The sequence below is a fragment of the Psychrobacter sp. DM4 genome (assembly GCF_051307035.1).
Lineage (GTDB): Bacteria > Pseudomonadota > Gammaproteobacteria > Pseudomonadales > Moraxellaceae > Psychrobacter.
Map to the genome: position 1 here is coordinate 1,534,808 of NZ_CP195536.1, position 17,141 is coordinate 1,551,948.

The following is a 17,141-nucleotide window of genomic DNA, read 5'->3' on the forward strand; positions in this document are numbered from 1 at the left end:
ATTGCCAAACTATAGATGACAAAAAACCAGCTAAGATCAACTTAGCTGGTTTTTTATCAGGGAACTTCAAATTTAGCTATAAACTAGCAGCTATAGTACATATCAAATTCGACAGGGTGTACAGTTACGTTGAGACGTTGTACTTCTTCGTCTTTTAGCGCAATGAAAGCATCAAGCATATCTTTTGTGAACACATCACCTTTTAACAAGAACTCGTGATCATCTTTTAGAGCTTGTAACGCTACATCTAAGCTCTCTGCAACCGTTGGAATTTGTGCTTCTTCCTCTGGTGGCAAGTCGTACAAGTTCTTATCAGCGGCTTCACCTGGATGCATTTTGTTCTGAATGCCATCAAGACCTGCCATTAATAGCGCTGCAAATGCCAAGTATGGATTCGCTGTTGGATCAGGGAAACGAGCTTCAACGCGAACAGCTTTTGGACTACTGACATGTGGAATACGGATAGAGGCTGAACGATTAGACGCAGAATAAGCCAGCTTAATAGGTGCTTCATAGTGCGGTACCAGACGCTTGTAGCTATTAGTCGATGGATTGGTAATCGCATTCAATGCGCGTGCATGCTTGATGATACCACCAACAAAGAACAAAGCTGTCTCAGACAGACCAGCATACTCATCACCTGAGAAGGTGTTGACGCCATCTTTTGAGATTGACATGTGTACATGCATACCTGAACCATTATCACCAACGATAGGCTTTGGCATAAAGGTCGCGGTTTTACCAAACTGGTGTGCCACATTATGCACAACATATTTTAATTGTTGAACTTCATCAGCCTTACGTACCATGGTGTTGAACGCTACACCGATTTCAGACTGACAAGACGCCACTTCATGGTGATGAACTTCAACTGATCCTTCACCAACGATCTGCTCAATGCGTTCACACATTAGCGCACGCATATCATGTGAGCTGTCGATTGGTGGTACTGGAAAGTAGCCGCCTTTGACGCGTGGACGATGCGCCATATTTCCCCATTCGTAATCTTCGTTAGTTGACCAAGCCGCTTCTTCAGCTTTAATCTTATGGCTTACACCTGACATATCGACTGACCATTTAACATCGTCAAATACAAAGAATTCGGGCTCAGGACCAAAGTAAGCCGTATCACCTATACCCGTTGACTTTAAGTACTCCTCAGCACGGCGAGCAATAGAGCGCGGATCACGATCATAGCCTTGTAGCGTCGATGGTTCGATGATGTCACAAGTGACAACAACGGTTACCGCATCAAAGAACGGGTCAAGAAAAGCGGTTTCTGGATCAGGACGCAATATCATATCAGAGGCTTCAATACCCTTCCAGCCAGCAATAGATGAGCCATCGAACATTTTGCCATCTTCCATGACTTCTTCGTCTACAGTCGACGCAGGAAAGCTAATATGCTGCTCTTTACCACGAGTATCAGTAAAGCGAAAATCAACCCATTTAGCATCAGTTGATTTGATAAGGTCTAATAATTTGTTCGACATAAACAGTCTCCGTTGAAGTTATCTTAGTATAAAAGTTGCGATTAAAATTAAAGCTTTAAGTACTCATTACTAGGTGCGAGCCATATCTTATAAATATCAGATTAATAAGACCATCTCTAAAACTTTGCATCATTATCAGCGCCATTTTAGCAATATCTGCACAACAATGCTGAACTGATATGCATAAGCTACACATAAATTTAGAATGCTTGATAACATTCACTGTGATCATAACCCAATTTGTCGTAACAGTGATTGTCTTTTCAAGATTTTCATAAGACTTAGGTGCAAAGGACATGCCAGTTTGCCTGTCTTAGTCTCAATGATCTTATTAATGATAGCGAGCATAGTATGCAAAGCCATACTAATAAGCACTAGCATCACTATAAGACCTATGTAGGTATCATCACTTTTAAGATGATTATCATAGATAATTATGTGATTTTAGAGCATTAGAATGATGGTTACAACAATATTTGCACCAAATAAATGCTAAAAATGCACCGCATTTGATTGAATAAACAAGTTTGGTGCATTGTGTGATTAAGTGTTTTTACTTTAAATGCTCAGTAAGATAGCTTTCGATAGTTTTGTATGGATATGCTATAAAGGAGTGTTGCTTATCCTGAGCGCTTGATACCTGATAAAATAGTGGTAAGATATCTTGCATTGTAAATATCTTGCATTGTAAATATCTTGCACTGTAAACAGGCATGACCCATGTCTTGCAATCATAACTGTGTTACCTCATAAAAGTAGACTAACAAGGCGCTGGTTTTGATTAGCATGAGTTTAGGAGTTACTTGCTCAAGACCTTATAATATAAATATTAGTGACTCAAACCTTAGTACTTTACACTTAAGCAAAAAACAGCGTCAACCCACAGACAAGCCGAGACTACTATGATTTTAATGATTGATAATTACGATAGCTTTACGTACAACATCGTACAGTACTTCGGTGAGCTCAAGCAAGACATCACTGTATGGCGTAATGATCAGACGAGCATTGAGCAAATAAAAACGCTCGCGCCCGACATCATCGTCATCGGACCTGGCCCTTGTGATCCTGATCGTGCTGGTATCTCATTAGAAGTCATAGACACCTTCAAAGGCGTTATACCTATCTTGGGTATCTGCTTAGGTCATCAGGCGATTGGACAGGCATTCGGTGGTGATGTTGTCAAAGCTGGAGAGGTTATGCACGGGCGTCTATCTGCGGTTTATCATAAGGATCAAGGGGTATTTGAGGGTTTGGAAAATCCTGCTGAATTTACGCGTTATCATTCATTAGTCGTAAATAAAGCGACCCTACCTGACTGCCTAGAGATGACCGCATGGACGCAAAACGCTGATGGTAGCGTAGAGGAAATCATGGGTGTGCGTCATAAGACCCTTGCCATCGAAGGCGTACAGTTTCATCCTGAATCTATCTTGAGCCTAGCAGGATATAAGCTCCTTAATAACTTCTTGATCACCCATAATCTAGCTGTGCTCAGCTTAGACGAGCTGCCAGAAGTAAGCTAATCGTTATTAATAAAGGGTCAAACGCCGCCTTAAAAATATAATAAATAAGTGATATTCCATGACTACTGATACTACTGAGAACCTAACGACTAGCACCTCAAACACCTCTGAAGGCTACGTACAAGAAGACAATAAGCAGATGAGTGATGAGCAAATACATCGCTTACTTGCCAGCGCCTTAGATCGAGTCTTACAACGTATTGATTTAACTTATGATGAGATGCGTGAGGTTATGCTGATTATCATGCAAGGTAGATGTAGCGACGCTATGATGGGCGCTATTTTGACCGGTTTACGTATGAAGGGCGAATCTATCGATGAGATTACCGCAGCGGCTAGCGCCATGCGCGCACTAGCTGCCAACATTGAACCCAAAGGGTGCGACTATTTAGTCGATATTGTTGGTACGGGCGGAGACGGCGCTAATCTGTTCAATGTCTCTACTGCTTCAGCCTTGGTCGCTGCAGCTGCGGGCGCTCAAGTCGCCAAGCATGGCAATCGCGGCGTCTCAACCAAATCTGGCAGCTCAGACTTGCTAGAGCAGGCAGGTATTAGTCTTGCCCTTACTCCTGAGCAGGCACTAGATTGTATTCAAAACGAGGGCATTGGATTTTTGTTTGCGCCCAACCACCATAGCGCTATGCGTTATGCCAACCCGATACGCCGCGAGCTCAAAGCGCGCACTATTTTTAATATTTTAGGTCCATTAACCAATCCCGCTGGCGTACCTAACTTAGTGATTGGCGTTTTTACCGCGCAGCTGTGTGAACCTATCGCTAATGTAATGAAGAATCTAGGCGCCAATCATGTCATGGTCGTTGGTGCCAAAGATGGTTTGGATGAGATCAGCCTTGCTACTTCTACTACAGTCGCTGAACTCAAAGATGGTGAAGTTACCGTATATGAGTTGATGCCAGAGGATGCAGGAATAGAGTCGCAGACGCTCATCGGTCTCGATGTGGACTCGCCCAAAGACAGCCTTAAACTGATACGCGCGGCTCTATCAGGCGATGAGACCCATGACCGCGCGGTGCTAAAAGCTCGTGACATGATTGCACTCAATGCAGGGGCCGCCATCTATACGGCAGGACTTGCCAGTAACTACCCTAATGGTGTCAACCGTGCACAAGCCGTTATTCAAAACGGTGATGCCCTGCGTAAGCTTGAGTCTCTAGCGAAATATACCCAAGAGTTAGCCGCTGTTAAATAATAATATTTATGGGCATTCATCCCTACAGCAATTGACTACAATATTTGGAAATACTATGACGACATCCTCAAATACGCAAACCAATATACCTTCTGTCTTACAACGCATTATCGCAACCAAACGTGAAGAGGTTATCGCTGCCAAAAAGGAGCAATCTTTAGCGCTATTGCAAGAAAAAGCCGCTACTGACACTCATCCGCGTCGTGGTTTTGCCAATGCCTTGCGAGAGACTGCTATGAAGGAGAGCGGTATAGGTATTATCGCTGAGATCAAAAAAGCCTCGCCATCTAAAGGCATTATTAATCACAACTTCTCACCTGCTCTTTTTGCCAAACAGTATGAACAAGCGGGCGCAACTTGTCTGTCGATACTGACCGATCGTGATTACTTTCAGGGCGATGACACTTACCTGCTTCAAGCGAGCAACGAGGCAAGCCTACCTGTCCTGCGTAAGGACTTTATGATAGATGTCTATCAAATCTATCAGTCCTACTTGTTAGGTGCAGATTGCATTTTGCTCATTATGGCTTGCCTCAATGATGCACAAGTTGCCGAGCTTCACGCTTTGAGCATAGAGCTGGGTATGGATGTATTGATTGAGATACACACGCAAGAAGAATTGGAGCGCGCCCTAAAATTGCCACGCTCAGTCCATAACATTTATGGTATAAACAACCGCGATCTCAACACCTTTCAGGTTGACTTACAGAACACTCTGAAGCTAAAGAGCTTTTTGGTAGATGCTTTAACTGGCGATGGCGACACACACAAACCGCTTGTCGTAACTGAAAGCGGTATCCATAGTAGCGATGATGTTCGCTTGATGCTAGATAATGGTATAGAGCACTTTTTAATCGGTGAGCATTTTATGAAGACCGATCATCCAGGACAAGCGTTACAATCGCTACTTGCGAGCATTCCTGCTGGCGCGTAAAGTAAGCGCAATCAATTTTTTATTCACCCATCAACGATATAGCAATTATTATGGCAAATTCACTATTTTCAAAAGAGATGCAAGATCAACTCCAAGAGCTCAAAGGTCAATTAAGCAAAGGCCGCGATACCAATGCACCAGAAGGCGAGAATCAAAAGCCTACTGAGCCTGTGTCACTACCGACGCAAAAACAGGTCAAAAAAACGGTTAAGCAATTAGATAGTGAGCATGTCGATGACGACAAAGTTCTATTTATGCAAGCGATGCACGGTGTCAATCAGCTAGAGGACAAAAACGTGCGCTCTCCTGCTAATGCTGTAAAAGCGGCGAAGCCAGATGCGACTACCTTGTCTAAACGTGCAGCGGCGCAAGGCAATGAAGAAGGCGACTTGAGTACAGGTCTGTCCGATATGCAAGCGCTACTCAATCCTGTGGCAAGTGAGGCCTATTTATCATATAAGCAGCCTACCCTACAGAACAAGGTATTCACCCAGCTCAAGCACGGTAAATTACGCTGGTATGACGCGGTAGATATTCATGGTTGCACTATTGAAGAAGCTCGTGCTGCGATGACACAACTACTCGTTCAAGCTAGAACTAACAACGAAACCTCAGTCAAAATCGTCCATGGCAAAGGACAAGAGGCAATTTTGAAAACTTGTGTCAATGGCTGGTTACGTCAACTCCCAGAAGTGCTAGCATTTTGCTCAGCACCACCAAAAGATGGTGGTAATGGCGCTGTACTGGTACTACTCAAAAAGTCTAAAACTGATGGCGAGTAAATCCCATAATCTTGACGAAAAAAGGACTGCATAGCGCAGTCCTTTTTTTTATTCCAAATTTATATCTAAAACTTCGTTGACGCATAAAGAGGACCTATGAGCATACAGACTATTGAAAGTTTAGAAACGCTACAAGATCACATTGAGGCTTTGATCACCATTGAACCGAGATTTGCGCCTATGTATACCCAAGTTGGTGCCCCTAGTTTGCGACGTAATAGCGGCGGTTTTGAGCAACTAATGCGATCGATAGTCGGTCAGCAGCTATCGGTAGCGGCAGCTAGTAGTATCTGGGGGCGCATCGTGGATGCTGGGTTGACTACGCCGCAGTCTGTTCTGGCAGCAGACGATGAGACATTGCGTGCTCAAGGACTATCTAAACAAAAAAGTCGGTATGTACGCTCACTAGCTGAGCACGATATAGACTTTGGCACTCTAAAAACTTTGTCTGATGAAGAGGTCATTAAAACTCTTACTGCTGTGGTAGGAGTGGGACGCTGGACGGCTGAGATGTATTTATTGTTCTCATTAGGACGTGCTGATGTACTGGCAGTGGATGATCTGGCAATTCGAGTATCGGCAATGACGCCTTTAGAGCTGACAGAGCGTCCGACGCCTAAACAGCTCCAAACCCTGACCCAAAAATGGTCGCCCTATCGCAGTGCTGCCAGTTTACTATTGTGGTTGCATTATGGCTGGGTACGTAGCAATACGGCTATACCGCTATAAAAGCTTTGTGTATAACTTTACTAAAGTCTAAGGCTTACGCCAAGGCTGGTTCCACAACGACAACATAGGTATTATGTGTGCGCGTTTAAACTTACGCTTAGCCAGTCTAAGAGCGGTCACCTGCCTATGTCTATTATGATTTGCGCTTTTCTTATTTGCGCTTTTCTTATTTGCGCTTTTCTTAGGAGTATCATTCGTATTATCGTTAGTACCTTTTAAATCAACAGCATTTAGATCAGCACTATTTATTACTTCACTGTCTATTACCTCACAGTCATCGGCCTGCCGGCTTAATGGTTGATAACTATTACTCTCTTTATCTACAGTGTCGTCAGTGTCGCTGTTTTTAACTTTATCAGTATCATTGTCAAACTGTTGTTTGAGCTCTTCTTGATGGACGATCAACTGCTGAGTGGGTAGCGCATGCTCCACTTTGTATTTTTTGACCAAATTCAAAATATCGACAAGTAAAATGTCTTGTTTACCATAAAATTCAGTAACATCGACAGAGTTGACATATCCTCTGAGCTGAATAATATAGCAGTCTTGACGTAGCTCTGAGATATTAGCCTGATTCCACTCTTTATTGGTTAATTCATGCTCATTTAAAAAACTATCTAAATCATTGACCATCTTGAATACAACATCGATGTCAGCGGTGCGCTTAATGTATAAATTATGCAAAAAGTGAAACATATCACGCGAGGTAAAGTTCTCAATTTGCATCGATGAAAAGTCACCATTGGGTACTGTCACTATAGTGCGGTTCAGAGTGCGCACCCGTGATGAGCGAATACCGATATCGATCACCGTTCCTTCTTGATCACCAAACTTACAATAATCGCCTATACGCACAGGTGAATCCGCTACCACTACCACACTGCCGACGAGGTTCTCAATCGTCTTTTGTGCACCTAGAGCCAATGCCAAACCACCAACACCTAAGGCGGCAATCCCTGTAGTCAGATCAAAGCCCAAATTGCCAAAGATGACGATGACGGCGAAGATAAGCAGTAGTGCTTTGACCACTTTACGCAGTAGTCCTAAGATAGAAACGCGTTCTGTATGATTTTTTCTGTAGCTCATATTTACCGCACGGGTAAAGAGAGCATCGACGATACGTAGTAGCAGCCAAGTGACCGCAAGCCAAGAGGCAACCTCAGTGAAGCGATTGATCGGCTCGCGAAGGGTCACTGAGACTCCCGCATATATCATGACCTCAGATAAGATCATGGACATAATGACAATCGATAAAGGTAGTATTACTTTATCTGGCATAGGTAGCGGTATGCCGCGTACGCGCGGATAGACCAGTCTCAGCAAGTGGTAAAACACCCATACCACAATATAAGTCAGCAAAAAACTTCCGAATATTAATATGATTGCTGCTGCCAAATCTGCCAGCTGGTAACCAAAGAGCTGTTCATCTTCTAACGACTCAAAGCTGTATTGGGATATCAATGTCGGCTCTGTATCTTCTAACACCTCAGGTATCGAGCTTAAGGTATCGGCAGAGAACTGCCAGTACTGTTTGCCGTTATTAGACACGACCCGCTCAAGCATTACCGGAACGCTTTTGTCATTGATATCGATCGTACCGACTTTTTCTTGGCTTGGTGGTAGCTGGTCTGTCACATTACCTTCAGGCGCATTACTGATCTGTAGATCAGGCAAAAACCGTGCACCGCTATCGAGTGCTTGTTTGAACTGGCGCACCATTGTCGTCGGATTATCCGACTTAGATAAATTAAGATAGTTGCTGGCAAGTAGGTAATCATTTTGACCCAGCGCTGCGATAAATCCTTGAACCGTCAATCTCGGAGTATCACGCCCAAACGCATCGGGTATAGGTGCTCGCGCCTCCTCTTGTGAGCTATCAACTCCTAGCACTCCGCTATCAGCGGCTTGTCCTATGGACGGTAGCGACAAGGTCAGTAACATCGCTAGCATCAAGGTCATCGTAGTAACGATCTTGCGCGCTGATATTATTTTGGGCACAGTAGTTTTAGGCTTAGTAGATAGGAAGTGGTAATCAGTAGACAAAACGAACCTCTTAGTACAATAAATAGTCACAAAAATATAGGGCATGTTTGATATTCGATCATGTCACTGACAGAGACTATTTTTTAGACGATTCAAAGATAAAAATAGTAAGACGAGTCTTCTAAGCGTATATTTTTATCAAAGGAGCGGCAAAAAAGAGTCCTGTCCTTTCAGGCTGATGCTAAAATTACCCCCCCAGCTCTATATAGGCAATGTGTTGCAAGTCTAGCTAAGGCATCAACATTATCTTCGACTTGCGCCGTGTCTGGAACAATTTTAGCGATCAGCAGTGTTCATTTATGAATTATCAAACACGCCCTAAAACAACGCTAACCGATAATAGCAGCAGATAAAAGTAGCCGATATCATAACAATTATTTATGACACTAGTGCTTTTGATTGGACCATTTTTATAAATTAGTGTTTCTATATCTTACTTTGAACCTGTGATATAGCGGCTAAAAAATGAAGTCATTACAATTACAATCTTAATGATGAAAGTTACTCATCTAACCCTGAGCAGATATTGCGTAGAAATAGTTTATATCTTGATCGTTATTGTTGATAATGTACCCTACTTATTGAATGCTTCATTCTCTTGCATATTTTTGCTATTTTTAGCCTTTTTGGAACCTGTTATGACTCTAACGCCTATACCCTCTTCAAATTATCTTAGACTAAGTATTTTAAGCGTACTTGGCGGCTTTGCAATGAACACAGCAGTAGCAGCAGTGCCTAACGTTGTTGACAATAGTAATAGCGATCTACCCCAAGTTGAGCTTGATGAGATCGTGGTGACTGCGACGCGCACGCCGACGCGCACGAGCAATGTCATCGCGCAAACGCGAGTTATCGATAGCGAAGAGCTTCAGCGTTATCAAGGTCAGACGATACTTGACGTACTACAGAACCAATCAGGTATCAACATCTCACAAAGCGGCGGTATGGGAACTATCAGCAATTTCTATATGCGCGGCTACGACAGCAAACAAGTCCTTGTACTCATCGATGGTATTCGTTATAGCTCAATCTCTGCTGGAACCCCAGCATTGAACCTATTGCCCGCCGACCAAATTGATCGTATCGAAATCCTATACGGTGCCTCGGGGTCTAGTATTTATGGCTCTGATGCTATGGGCGGTGTTATTCAGATCTTTACTAAGGGCAGTAATGTAGAGCAATCTAGCGTGTCCACTACCGCAGGTTACGGCAGTCATGATCATTACCAAGTTGGCATCACAGGTCAACTCAAGAATGACACCTCCTCACTAAGTTTGGGCGTCAGTCACAATGAGACAGATGGCTTTAATGCGGTTGCTAATACCAATTCTTTTGACTACAACGCTGATGATGATGGCTTTGAATCAACCAATGCTAGTATCGCGTTACAGCATAGATTCAACGATGCACTCAGTGCTGGAATTAGCGGCTTATATTCAGACTCTACAACTGAGTTTGACTCGGCTGGAGCCTTGGTTCCCAATGCGTACTCCGATCAAAAAAACGGTAGTGCTAACGCCTATTTACAGTACCAGACCCCATCAACGCTGACCAAATTAAGCTATGGGCAAAGTATCGATGAATCGACGTCTCACGATAATAATTCTATCAATTATCAAGAGGGTAGTCGATTCGATACTACCCAAGAACAAGTGCGTTTAGAGAGCCAAATTAATGTACAACCTGGCACGGTTATTGTTGGTGCTGAGTGGCTATCACAAAAGCTTGATGCTTCTGCGGTAAAAGTCTTTAATGCTGACTTTAGCGATTTTACCGCGACACCCTACTCCCCTGAGGATAGAGAAGTTACAAGTGCCTTTGTCGGTTACCAATTAGCAGATAACTATTATGACTTACAAGCCAACTACCGCGTTGATGACAATTCACAATACGGCAATCAAAGCACTTATAACCTAGGCGCTGCTATACGCCCACTAGACGGCATGCGCATTGGTGCAAGTTACGCGACAGGCTTTCGCGCGCCAACCTTTAATGACTTGTACTACCCCGGTTTTAGCAATCCCAATTTAAAGCCTGAGACGAGCAAGAACACCGAAGTGTTTATTGAGTATGATAAAGGTTATCAGATCTCACGTCTGACGGGTTATCACACTGATGTTGAGGATTTAATTGGTGGTAATACCAATACTGGAGAGGCAAAGATCAAAGGCCTAAGTCTTACCTCAGATTGGTATTTAAATTCGTTTTTATTTGGTTTAGGATATGATTATTTAGAGGCAAAAAATGACACATCAGGCAGTACCAATAAGGGAAATGATCTTGTCTACCGCCCTCAAAATAGTGGTTTGATTTATATCGGCTATCAGCAACCTACCTTTGATGTCCGTCTTGAAGCCAAGCATACCGATGAGAGATTTTCTGATGTGAGCAATCAAACCAAGTTGGATGACTACACGTTAGTGAATTTGAGCGGCACTATTTATATCAACCCTAATTTGCGTGCAAACTTGCGTGTTGAAAACATCACTGATGAAGACTACACGCTTTCCAATCAATTCGGCACTGAGTATGCTACTGACGGCACTAATTATTTTGGTTCGCTAACCTATGATTGGTTCTAAAATTAGAAAATACCATTAATTCTATGAGTGCTAGCAAACAAAAAAGGGTGTCCATTGACGCTCTTTTTTTGGTAAACCATTATGTAAGAATATAGAATATGTCTTTATCGTCACCTATTTATGTCAGACGGTAGATGACAAATAAGCTGTTATCATTTACAATATTCCCCTCCGAGAGGTGTTGCACTGCAGCTGACAACAAGCTGTGTTAGGCTCGGCAACGCGGCACAGACTATATAAATTCTGTACCACGTGCAAATAACGGCACCTGCGTTTTTATTCTTTTTATCTATTAACTGATAGGAGCATATTATGGACGCAGTGTCTAACACCCCATCTGCCCATACGATCGACCCCTCTTTCACTGATTACAAAGTCGCTGATATTAGCCTTGCTGATTACGGCCGCCGCGAGATTACGCTTGCTGAAGCTGAAATGCCAGCCCTTATGGGTTTGCGTCGTCGCTACCAAGACGATCAACCGCTTAAAGGCGCTAAGATTGCAGGCTGTATTCACATGACGATTCAAACCGCCGTACTTATCGAGACGCTCACCGCGCTTGGTGCTGAAGTTCGTTGGACCTCATGCAATATATTCTCAACTCAAGATCATGCTGCGGCTGCGGTTGCTGCTGCTGGCACGCCTGTATTCGCCTGGAAAGGCGAAACTGATGAAGAGTATGAGTGGTGCTTACGTCAACAGATTCATGTGGGCGGTGAAGAGACCGGTCAGCTGTGGGACGCCAACTTAATCCTAGATGATGGCGGCGACTTGACCGCACTTATTCACAATGACTATCCGCAAATGCTTGATGCTGTGCATGGTATCTCTGAGGAGACCACCACAGGCGTGCATCGCTTAGTTGAGATGTTAAACAAAGGCACGCTAAAAGTACCTGCTATCAATGTCAACGACGCGGTCACTAAATCAAAGAATGATAACAAGTACGGCTGTCGTCATAGCTTAAACGATGCAATCAAACGTGCAACCGATATGTTCCTAGCGGGTCGCCGCGCTCTCGTTATTGGTTATGGCGATGTTGGTAAAGGGTCAGCACAAAGCTTGCGTCAAGAAGGCATGATTGTACGTGTCTCAGAAGTCGATCCAATCTGTGCAATGCAAGCCTGTATGGATGGCTATGAAGTGTTATCTCCGTACATCGATGGCGATAACACAGGCGGCGCGGATGGTATCAATACGCGTCTGCTAGAAGACACGGACATGATTGTCACGACTACGGGCAACTATCATGTTTGTGATAAACATATGCTAGCAGCACTCAAGCCTGGCGCTGTCGTCTGCAACATTGGACATTTCGATACCGAAATTGACACCCAATTTATGCGTGATAACTGGCGCTGGAGTGAGGTTAAGCCGCAGGTTCATCAAATCTTCCGCTCAGACGATGTCAATGATTACCTTATCTTACTCGCTGAAGGTCGCCTAGTGAATTTAGGTAATGCCACCGGTCACCCCTCGCGCGTGATGGACGGCTCATTTGCCAACCAAGTACTCGCGCAAATGTACTTGTTCGATGAGAAGTTTGCCGAACTGCCTGTCGATGATCGCTTCGATAATCTATATGTCAAAGTATTGCCGAAAAAGCTCGACGAAGAAGTTGCAGCGGCCATGGTTGCAGGCTTCAACGGTACCTTAACTAAGCTGACAAGCAAGCAAGCTGAGTATCTAGGTGTACCTGTTGAAGGGCCATTCAAGCCTGATGCTTATAAATACTAAGAGGAGCTAGACTGTGAACAAGCCTGCTTTTTCTTTTGAGTTCTTCCCTGCCAAAACGGAGTTAGGACACGAGAAGCTACTGCGCACTTATGATGAGCTGAACAAGCTTGCGCCCAGCTACTTTTCAGTGACTTATGGCGCTGGCGGTTCGACCCGTAGTCGCACTTTAGATATTGTCCAAGCATTATGCGTACGCGGTGACACTGATATCGCCCCGCACATGTCTTGTATTGGCGATGACAAAGCTGAGATTGCAGAACTGCTCGAGCATTACAAAAGCTTGGGAATCAGTCGTCTGGTTGCCCTCCGTGGTGACTTGCCCTCAGGTCAAGTGGGTATGGGCGAGCTGCCGTTTGCACTAGATCTAGTCAAATTCATCCGTGAGCACTCAGGCGATCATTTCCATATCGAGGTAGCTGCTTATCCTGAGATGCACCCACAAGCGCGTAGTTTTGAATCTGATGTAGATAATCTAGTTCATAAATATTACGCTGGCGCTAACGCGGCTATCACCCAATTCTTTTATAACGCTGATAGCTACTTGTATTTGCGTGATACGTTAGAGCGCCGTGGTATCGATACGATAGCTCAACCTTTGGTTGCAGGTATCATGCCAATTACCAATTCTAGCAATCTCATTCGCTTTGCTGATAGCTGCGGCGCTGATATACCACGCTATGTGCGTAAGCAGCTGGCTGATTTTGGTGATGACAAAAAAGCTATTGGTGAGTTTGGTTTTGATGTAGTACATCGTCTTTGCGAACGCTTGATCTTGGAGGGCGTACCTGCTATGCATTTTTATAGCATGAATAAAGTTGAGCCTAACAAGCGTTTGGTTGAGTCATTAGGATTGGTAACCGCTGTTACTGCTGAGTAATTAATTATAGTTTTTTATAAACTGGTACTCTTATGAGTGCCAGTTTTTTTATTTTTAGGATCTTTGCTCATCAAATGATTCATAATACTAAGACGTAGAGATGATAAAATCATCTACCTAATAGGTAGCACAACATTTGACTGACTGGTTGCACACCTTTCTCGCTACTCTAAACTAGATACTGCTAACCTTCTTACCGTCAATTATTTAACAAGGATAAATTGCTGTGCGACGTTTTTTTTATGCCCTCAGTAATGAAGATACTCAGCAAAAAAAACTAAGTGAGTTATCTATTGGTCAAAACCTAATGCTAACTGATACGATCACTCATCACTGGTGCCGAGTACTGCGCGCCGATGTTGGTGACGAAGGAATTATTTTTGATGGTTTTGGCGGTGAGTATCAAGTACAGCTAACCGCTATTAGCAAAAAGCAAGCAACGGCGACCTTGCAATCTTATACCTCTGAAGATCGTAGTGCAGGTATAACGAGCAAAATTGCCTTAGTCATGAGTCGCGGCGATCGTATGGACTATGCGATCCAAAAAACTACTGAGCTTGGTGTCACTGCGATTCAATTGCTAAGTAGCCATCATGGTGAGGTTAACTTAAAACCTGTGCAAGTCGATAAAAAATTAGCGCATTGGCAGCAAATCGCTATCGCCGCTTGCGAGCAGTGTGGTCTTAATCGACCACCGCTCATATTAGCGCCTATAAGCATAAAAGACTGGCTGGCTCAAAATCATGATAGCAATAGTGCTACTCTAAGCTCTTTAGTATCCAAGATCAGTCAAGACATCTACTATCAGTCGCTAGCGGGTCAAGCTGATATACGTCTACAGATGAGTGTCCCTACGGCAGGACAACCTGCTATGCCTGAGATCCTGCCCCCTGTACTAGCAAAAGAGCGACCTTATGTGGAGCTGTTAATAGGTCCTGAGGGCGGATTGAGTCGAGACGAATGCACACAAGCAGCGCAAGCAGGTTTCCATCCTTGGCAGCTAGGGTCACGTATCCTTCGTACTGAGACGGCGCCTGTTGTCGCATTGGCAACACTTCAAGCCTTGCGATTGGTTATACCTACGATATAAGTGCAAGACGAATCCCTGCAATTAACATGTTAAGAGTATATACGCCTTTATACTCATATTTTGTTATATAACTAGTGCATTAGACTTATTATTGTTTTAAATATTAGTTATACTGACCTAATTGATCTATTGATTTGAGTGTTCTATGGATTCTTTTATACCGCTATCGTCCTCTGACAAACAGCAGTTGCTCCTACAGTCTTATGAGCAATTTAGTGATGCGGTATCCATACTCGATGCTGATCTTCGCTATTTATCAGTCAATTCAGCTTACCAAAAGCTGATAGGTTACGATGAAGATTATTTGGTTGGTCGTCCTTTAGGCATATATACCGCTGAATTCTTGAATGAAGAAGAACGTGTATTACTCAGTAATATACATGAGCGGCTAAAAAAAGAAGGATTTTATGAAAATGAATTTTCTATGCCTAATCGCTTTAACAAGACTATTGAATGTCATATTACCTATCGTAGAGTCTGCGTCGATGACACGGTATATTACATGGGTATTATTCGAGACATACTACCTGTGATTACTGAAAAAAAATACGTTAATCATCTGCTCAATTACGATCAATTGACCAATCTACCCAACCGCAAAGTTTTTTTGAGTACGATGAGTGAGTTACTCATAGACAGCTATCAAGAGATTGTAGTAGCCCGTCTCAATATTGACCGCTACCGGATGCTCGCTAATACTTTGGGACCTAAAGGAATTGAGAGTTTAATAAAAGATTTTGTTTTTAGAGTACAATCACTTGAGTTCAAAAACCTATATAGTTTTTCGCACTTTGGCGGTGATGACTTTGCTCTATTGTTTGAGTACTCTGACGCGCAGTTGGTGCGTAATGAGCTTGATATTTTAATGCAAATGTGTGAGCGGCCCTTTGTCAGTGTTGATGAGAACTCAAAAAAAATCTCTATTTATTGTCACATCTCTGTTGGCGTAAGCTACTATCCTGAACAGGGTAATCAGATTACAGATCTGTTGATCAAAGCTGAAAAAGCGTTGCAATATACCAAGCAAAACGGCGGCGATGACATAAGCTGGTATGATAAATCTATTAATACTGCGGCTACTGATAGTTTGCTACTAGAGTCAGAGCTGCGCTTGGCTATTCACGATAGCCAATTAATGCCCTTTTATCAGCCTAAAGTTGAGTTGGACACAGGTGCTATCGTAGGGTTTGAAGCATTAGTACGCTGGCAGCATCCTACTCGGGGTTTACTCAAACCCATAGAGTTTATGGATGCGATTATCAATCATAAACTCTCATTTGAGCTGTTTTCTCAAATGATAACCCAGATTACAAAGCAGCTTTCTAAATGGCGAAAATTAGGATGTTGTCAACATATCAGCGTCAATGCTGATGTTGCAGAGTTTGGTCATCCGCATTTTTTCTCTATAGTAGATCGTCTATTAAAAGATAACAACGTCCATTCACATCAGCTCCATATCGAGATGACAGAATCTTCTTTGATTCAGCGCCATGCCAATGTACAAAATCAGCTCAAAGCCCTTAAAGCATTAGGAATTTGTTTAGCGCTTGATGATTTTGGTACCGGTTATGCCTCTTTAAGTTATCTACAAGACTATCCTTTTGACTTTATCAAAATAGATAAAAGCTTTATTTCACAAATAGAGACCAGTGGTACACAGCGTGCCATCGTAAAAGCAATTTTAGATCTGGCAGCGGCGCTTGATCTACAAGTCGTCGCAGAAGGTATCGAAACTGAGCAGCAGCGCAACTTGATACAACAAATGGGTTGCAAATATGCACAAGGATATTGGTTTGGAAAAGCAGTATCCGCCGATGTAGCCACCAAAGTACTCACCCATCAGTATCAACCCTAAAATTACCTGTTATAAGTCAAGTCAATATCCCCTAACTTTAACGCCTGCCTATTAGTTTAACTTCAAGTAACAAACAGACAGGTGTCGTTATTCTTTAGCTTTGCTTGATTTGTTGATGCAAGATAGGTTGATGACTTATGAGTATTATGACCAAACTTGTATAATTATCCTCGAACGCCTATCTTTTAGACTGGGTATAGAGATACTGTGATTTTCGATCTACTATTTAATATAGCTAACCTCGATCATGACCGACATAATGTCTTATCAGTCATCCGCTGAC

Annotated in this window: 12 protein-coding genes; 10 read left to right on the forward strand and 2 right to left on the reverse strand. The window is 43.1% G+C overall.

The genetic code is table 11. The features are described from left to right. Window positions 1-83: 83 nt before the first annotated feature. Window positions 84-1,499: a type I glutamate--ammonia ligase gene (glnA, locus tag ACR64G_RS06505; RefSeq protein WP_435980663.1), complete on the reverse strand. Its 1,416-nt coding sequence runs from the start codon at window positions 1,497-1,499 to the stop codon at window positions 84-86. A gap of 896 nt (window positions 1,500-2,395) precedes the next feature. Between glnA and ACR64G_RS06510 the strand changes: the two genes are divergently transcribed. The 5 genes from ACR64G_RS06510 to ACR64G_RS06530 all read left to right on the forward strand — a co-directional run bounded on the left by ACR64G_RS06510 (window position 2,396) and on the right by ACR64G_RS06530 (window position 6,674). Further along, entirely contained in the window at window positions 2,396-3,019 is a 624-nt protein-coding gene (locus ACR64G_RS06510; RefSeq protein WP_435978511.1) for an anthranilate synthase component II, read from the forward strand. A 139-nt stretch (window positions 3,020-3,158) separates the two neighbouring features. Then, the gene (trpD, locus tag ACR64G_RS06515) at window positions 3,159-4,229 is read left to right on the forward strand and encodes an anthranilate phosphoribosyltransferase (RefSeq protein ID WP_435980664.1); all 1,071 of its coding nucleotides are present in this window, start codon (window positions 3,159-3,161) and stop codon (window positions 4,227-4,229) included. 55 nt (window positions 4,230-4,284) lie between these two features. Further along, on the forward strand, window positions 4,285-5,163 hold the full coding sequence (gene trpC, locus ACR64G_RS06520) for an indole-3-glycerol phosphate synthase TrpC (protein ID WP_435978512.1): 879 nt from the start codon (window positions 4,285-4,287) through the stop codon (window positions 5,161-5,163). 50 nt (window positions 5,164-5,213) lie between these two features. After that, the gene (locus tag ACR64G_RS06525; RefSeq protein ID WP_435978513.1) at window positions 5,214-5,945 is read left to right on the forward strand and encodes a Smr/MutS family protein; all 732 of its coding nucleotides are present in this window, start codon (window positions 5,214-5,216) and stop codon (window positions 5,943-5,945) included. Between the two features lie 96 nt (window positions 5,946-6,041). Then, the gene (locus tag ACR64G_RS06530; protein WP_435978514.1) at window positions 6,042-6,674 is read left to right on the forward strand and encodes a DNA-3-methyladenine glycosylase family protein; all 633 of its coding nucleotides are present in this window, start codon (window positions 6,042-6,044) and stop codon (window positions 6,672-6,674) included. Between the two features lie 27 nt (window positions 6,675-6,701). On the opposite strand, the gene ACR64G_RS06535 is transcribed toward ACR64G_RS06530, so the two are convergent. After that, window positions 6,702-8,717: a mechanosensitive ion channel domain-containing protein gene (locus ACR64G_RS06535; protein WP_435978515.1), complete on the reverse strand. Its 2,016-nt coding sequence runs from the start codon at window positions 8,715-8,717 to the stop codon at window positions 6,702-6,704. Window positions 8,718-9,355: 638 nt separating this feature from the next. On the opposite strand from ACR64G_RS06535, the gene ACR64G_RS06540 reads away from it, so the two are divergent. The 5 genes from ACR64G_RS06540 to ACR64G_RS06560 all read left to right on the forward strand — a co-directional run bounded on the left by ACR64G_RS06540 (window position 9,356) and on the right by ACR64G_RS06560 (window position 16,858). After that, window positions 9,356-11,299 carry a TonB-dependent receptor domain-containing protein gene (locus ACR64G_RS06540; RefSeq protein WP_435978516.1) on the forward strand — a complete coding sequence of 648 codons (1,944 nt, stop codon included), beginning with the start codon at window positions 9,356-9,358 and terminating at the stop codon, window positions 11,297-11,299. 312 nt (window positions 11,300-11,611) lie between these two features. Beyond that, entirely contained in the window at window positions 11,612-13,036 is a 1,425-nt protein-coding gene (gene ahcY, locus ACR64G_RS06545) for an adenosylhomocysteinase (RefSeq protein ID WP_435978517.1), read from the forward strand. A 13-nt stretch (window positions 13,037-13,049) separates the two neighbouring features. Continuing rightward, on the forward strand, window positions 13,050-13,913 hold the full coding sequence (locus tag ACR64G_RS06550; protein WP_435978518.1) for a methylenetetrahydrofolate reductase: 864 nt from the start codon (window positions 13,050-13,052) through the stop codon (window positions 13,911-13,913). Window positions 13,914-14,139: 226 nt separating this feature from the next. Next, on the forward strand, window positions 14,140-15,003 hold the full coding sequence (locus ACR64G_RS06555; protein ID WP_435978519.1) for a 16S rRNA (uracil(1498)-N(3))-methyltransferase: 864 nt from the start codon (window positions 14,140-14,142) through the stop codon (window positions 15,001-15,003). Between the two features lie 145 nt (window positions 15,004-15,148). Further along, window positions 15,149-16,858 (forward strand): putative bifunctional diguanylate cyclase/phosphodiesterase, encoded by a 1,710-nt coding sequence (locus tag ACR64G_RS06560; RefSeq protein ID WP_435978520.1) that lies wholly within the window; start codon window positions 15,149-15,151, stop codon window positions 16,856-16,858. Window positions 16,859-17,141: the final 283 nt, after the last annotated feature.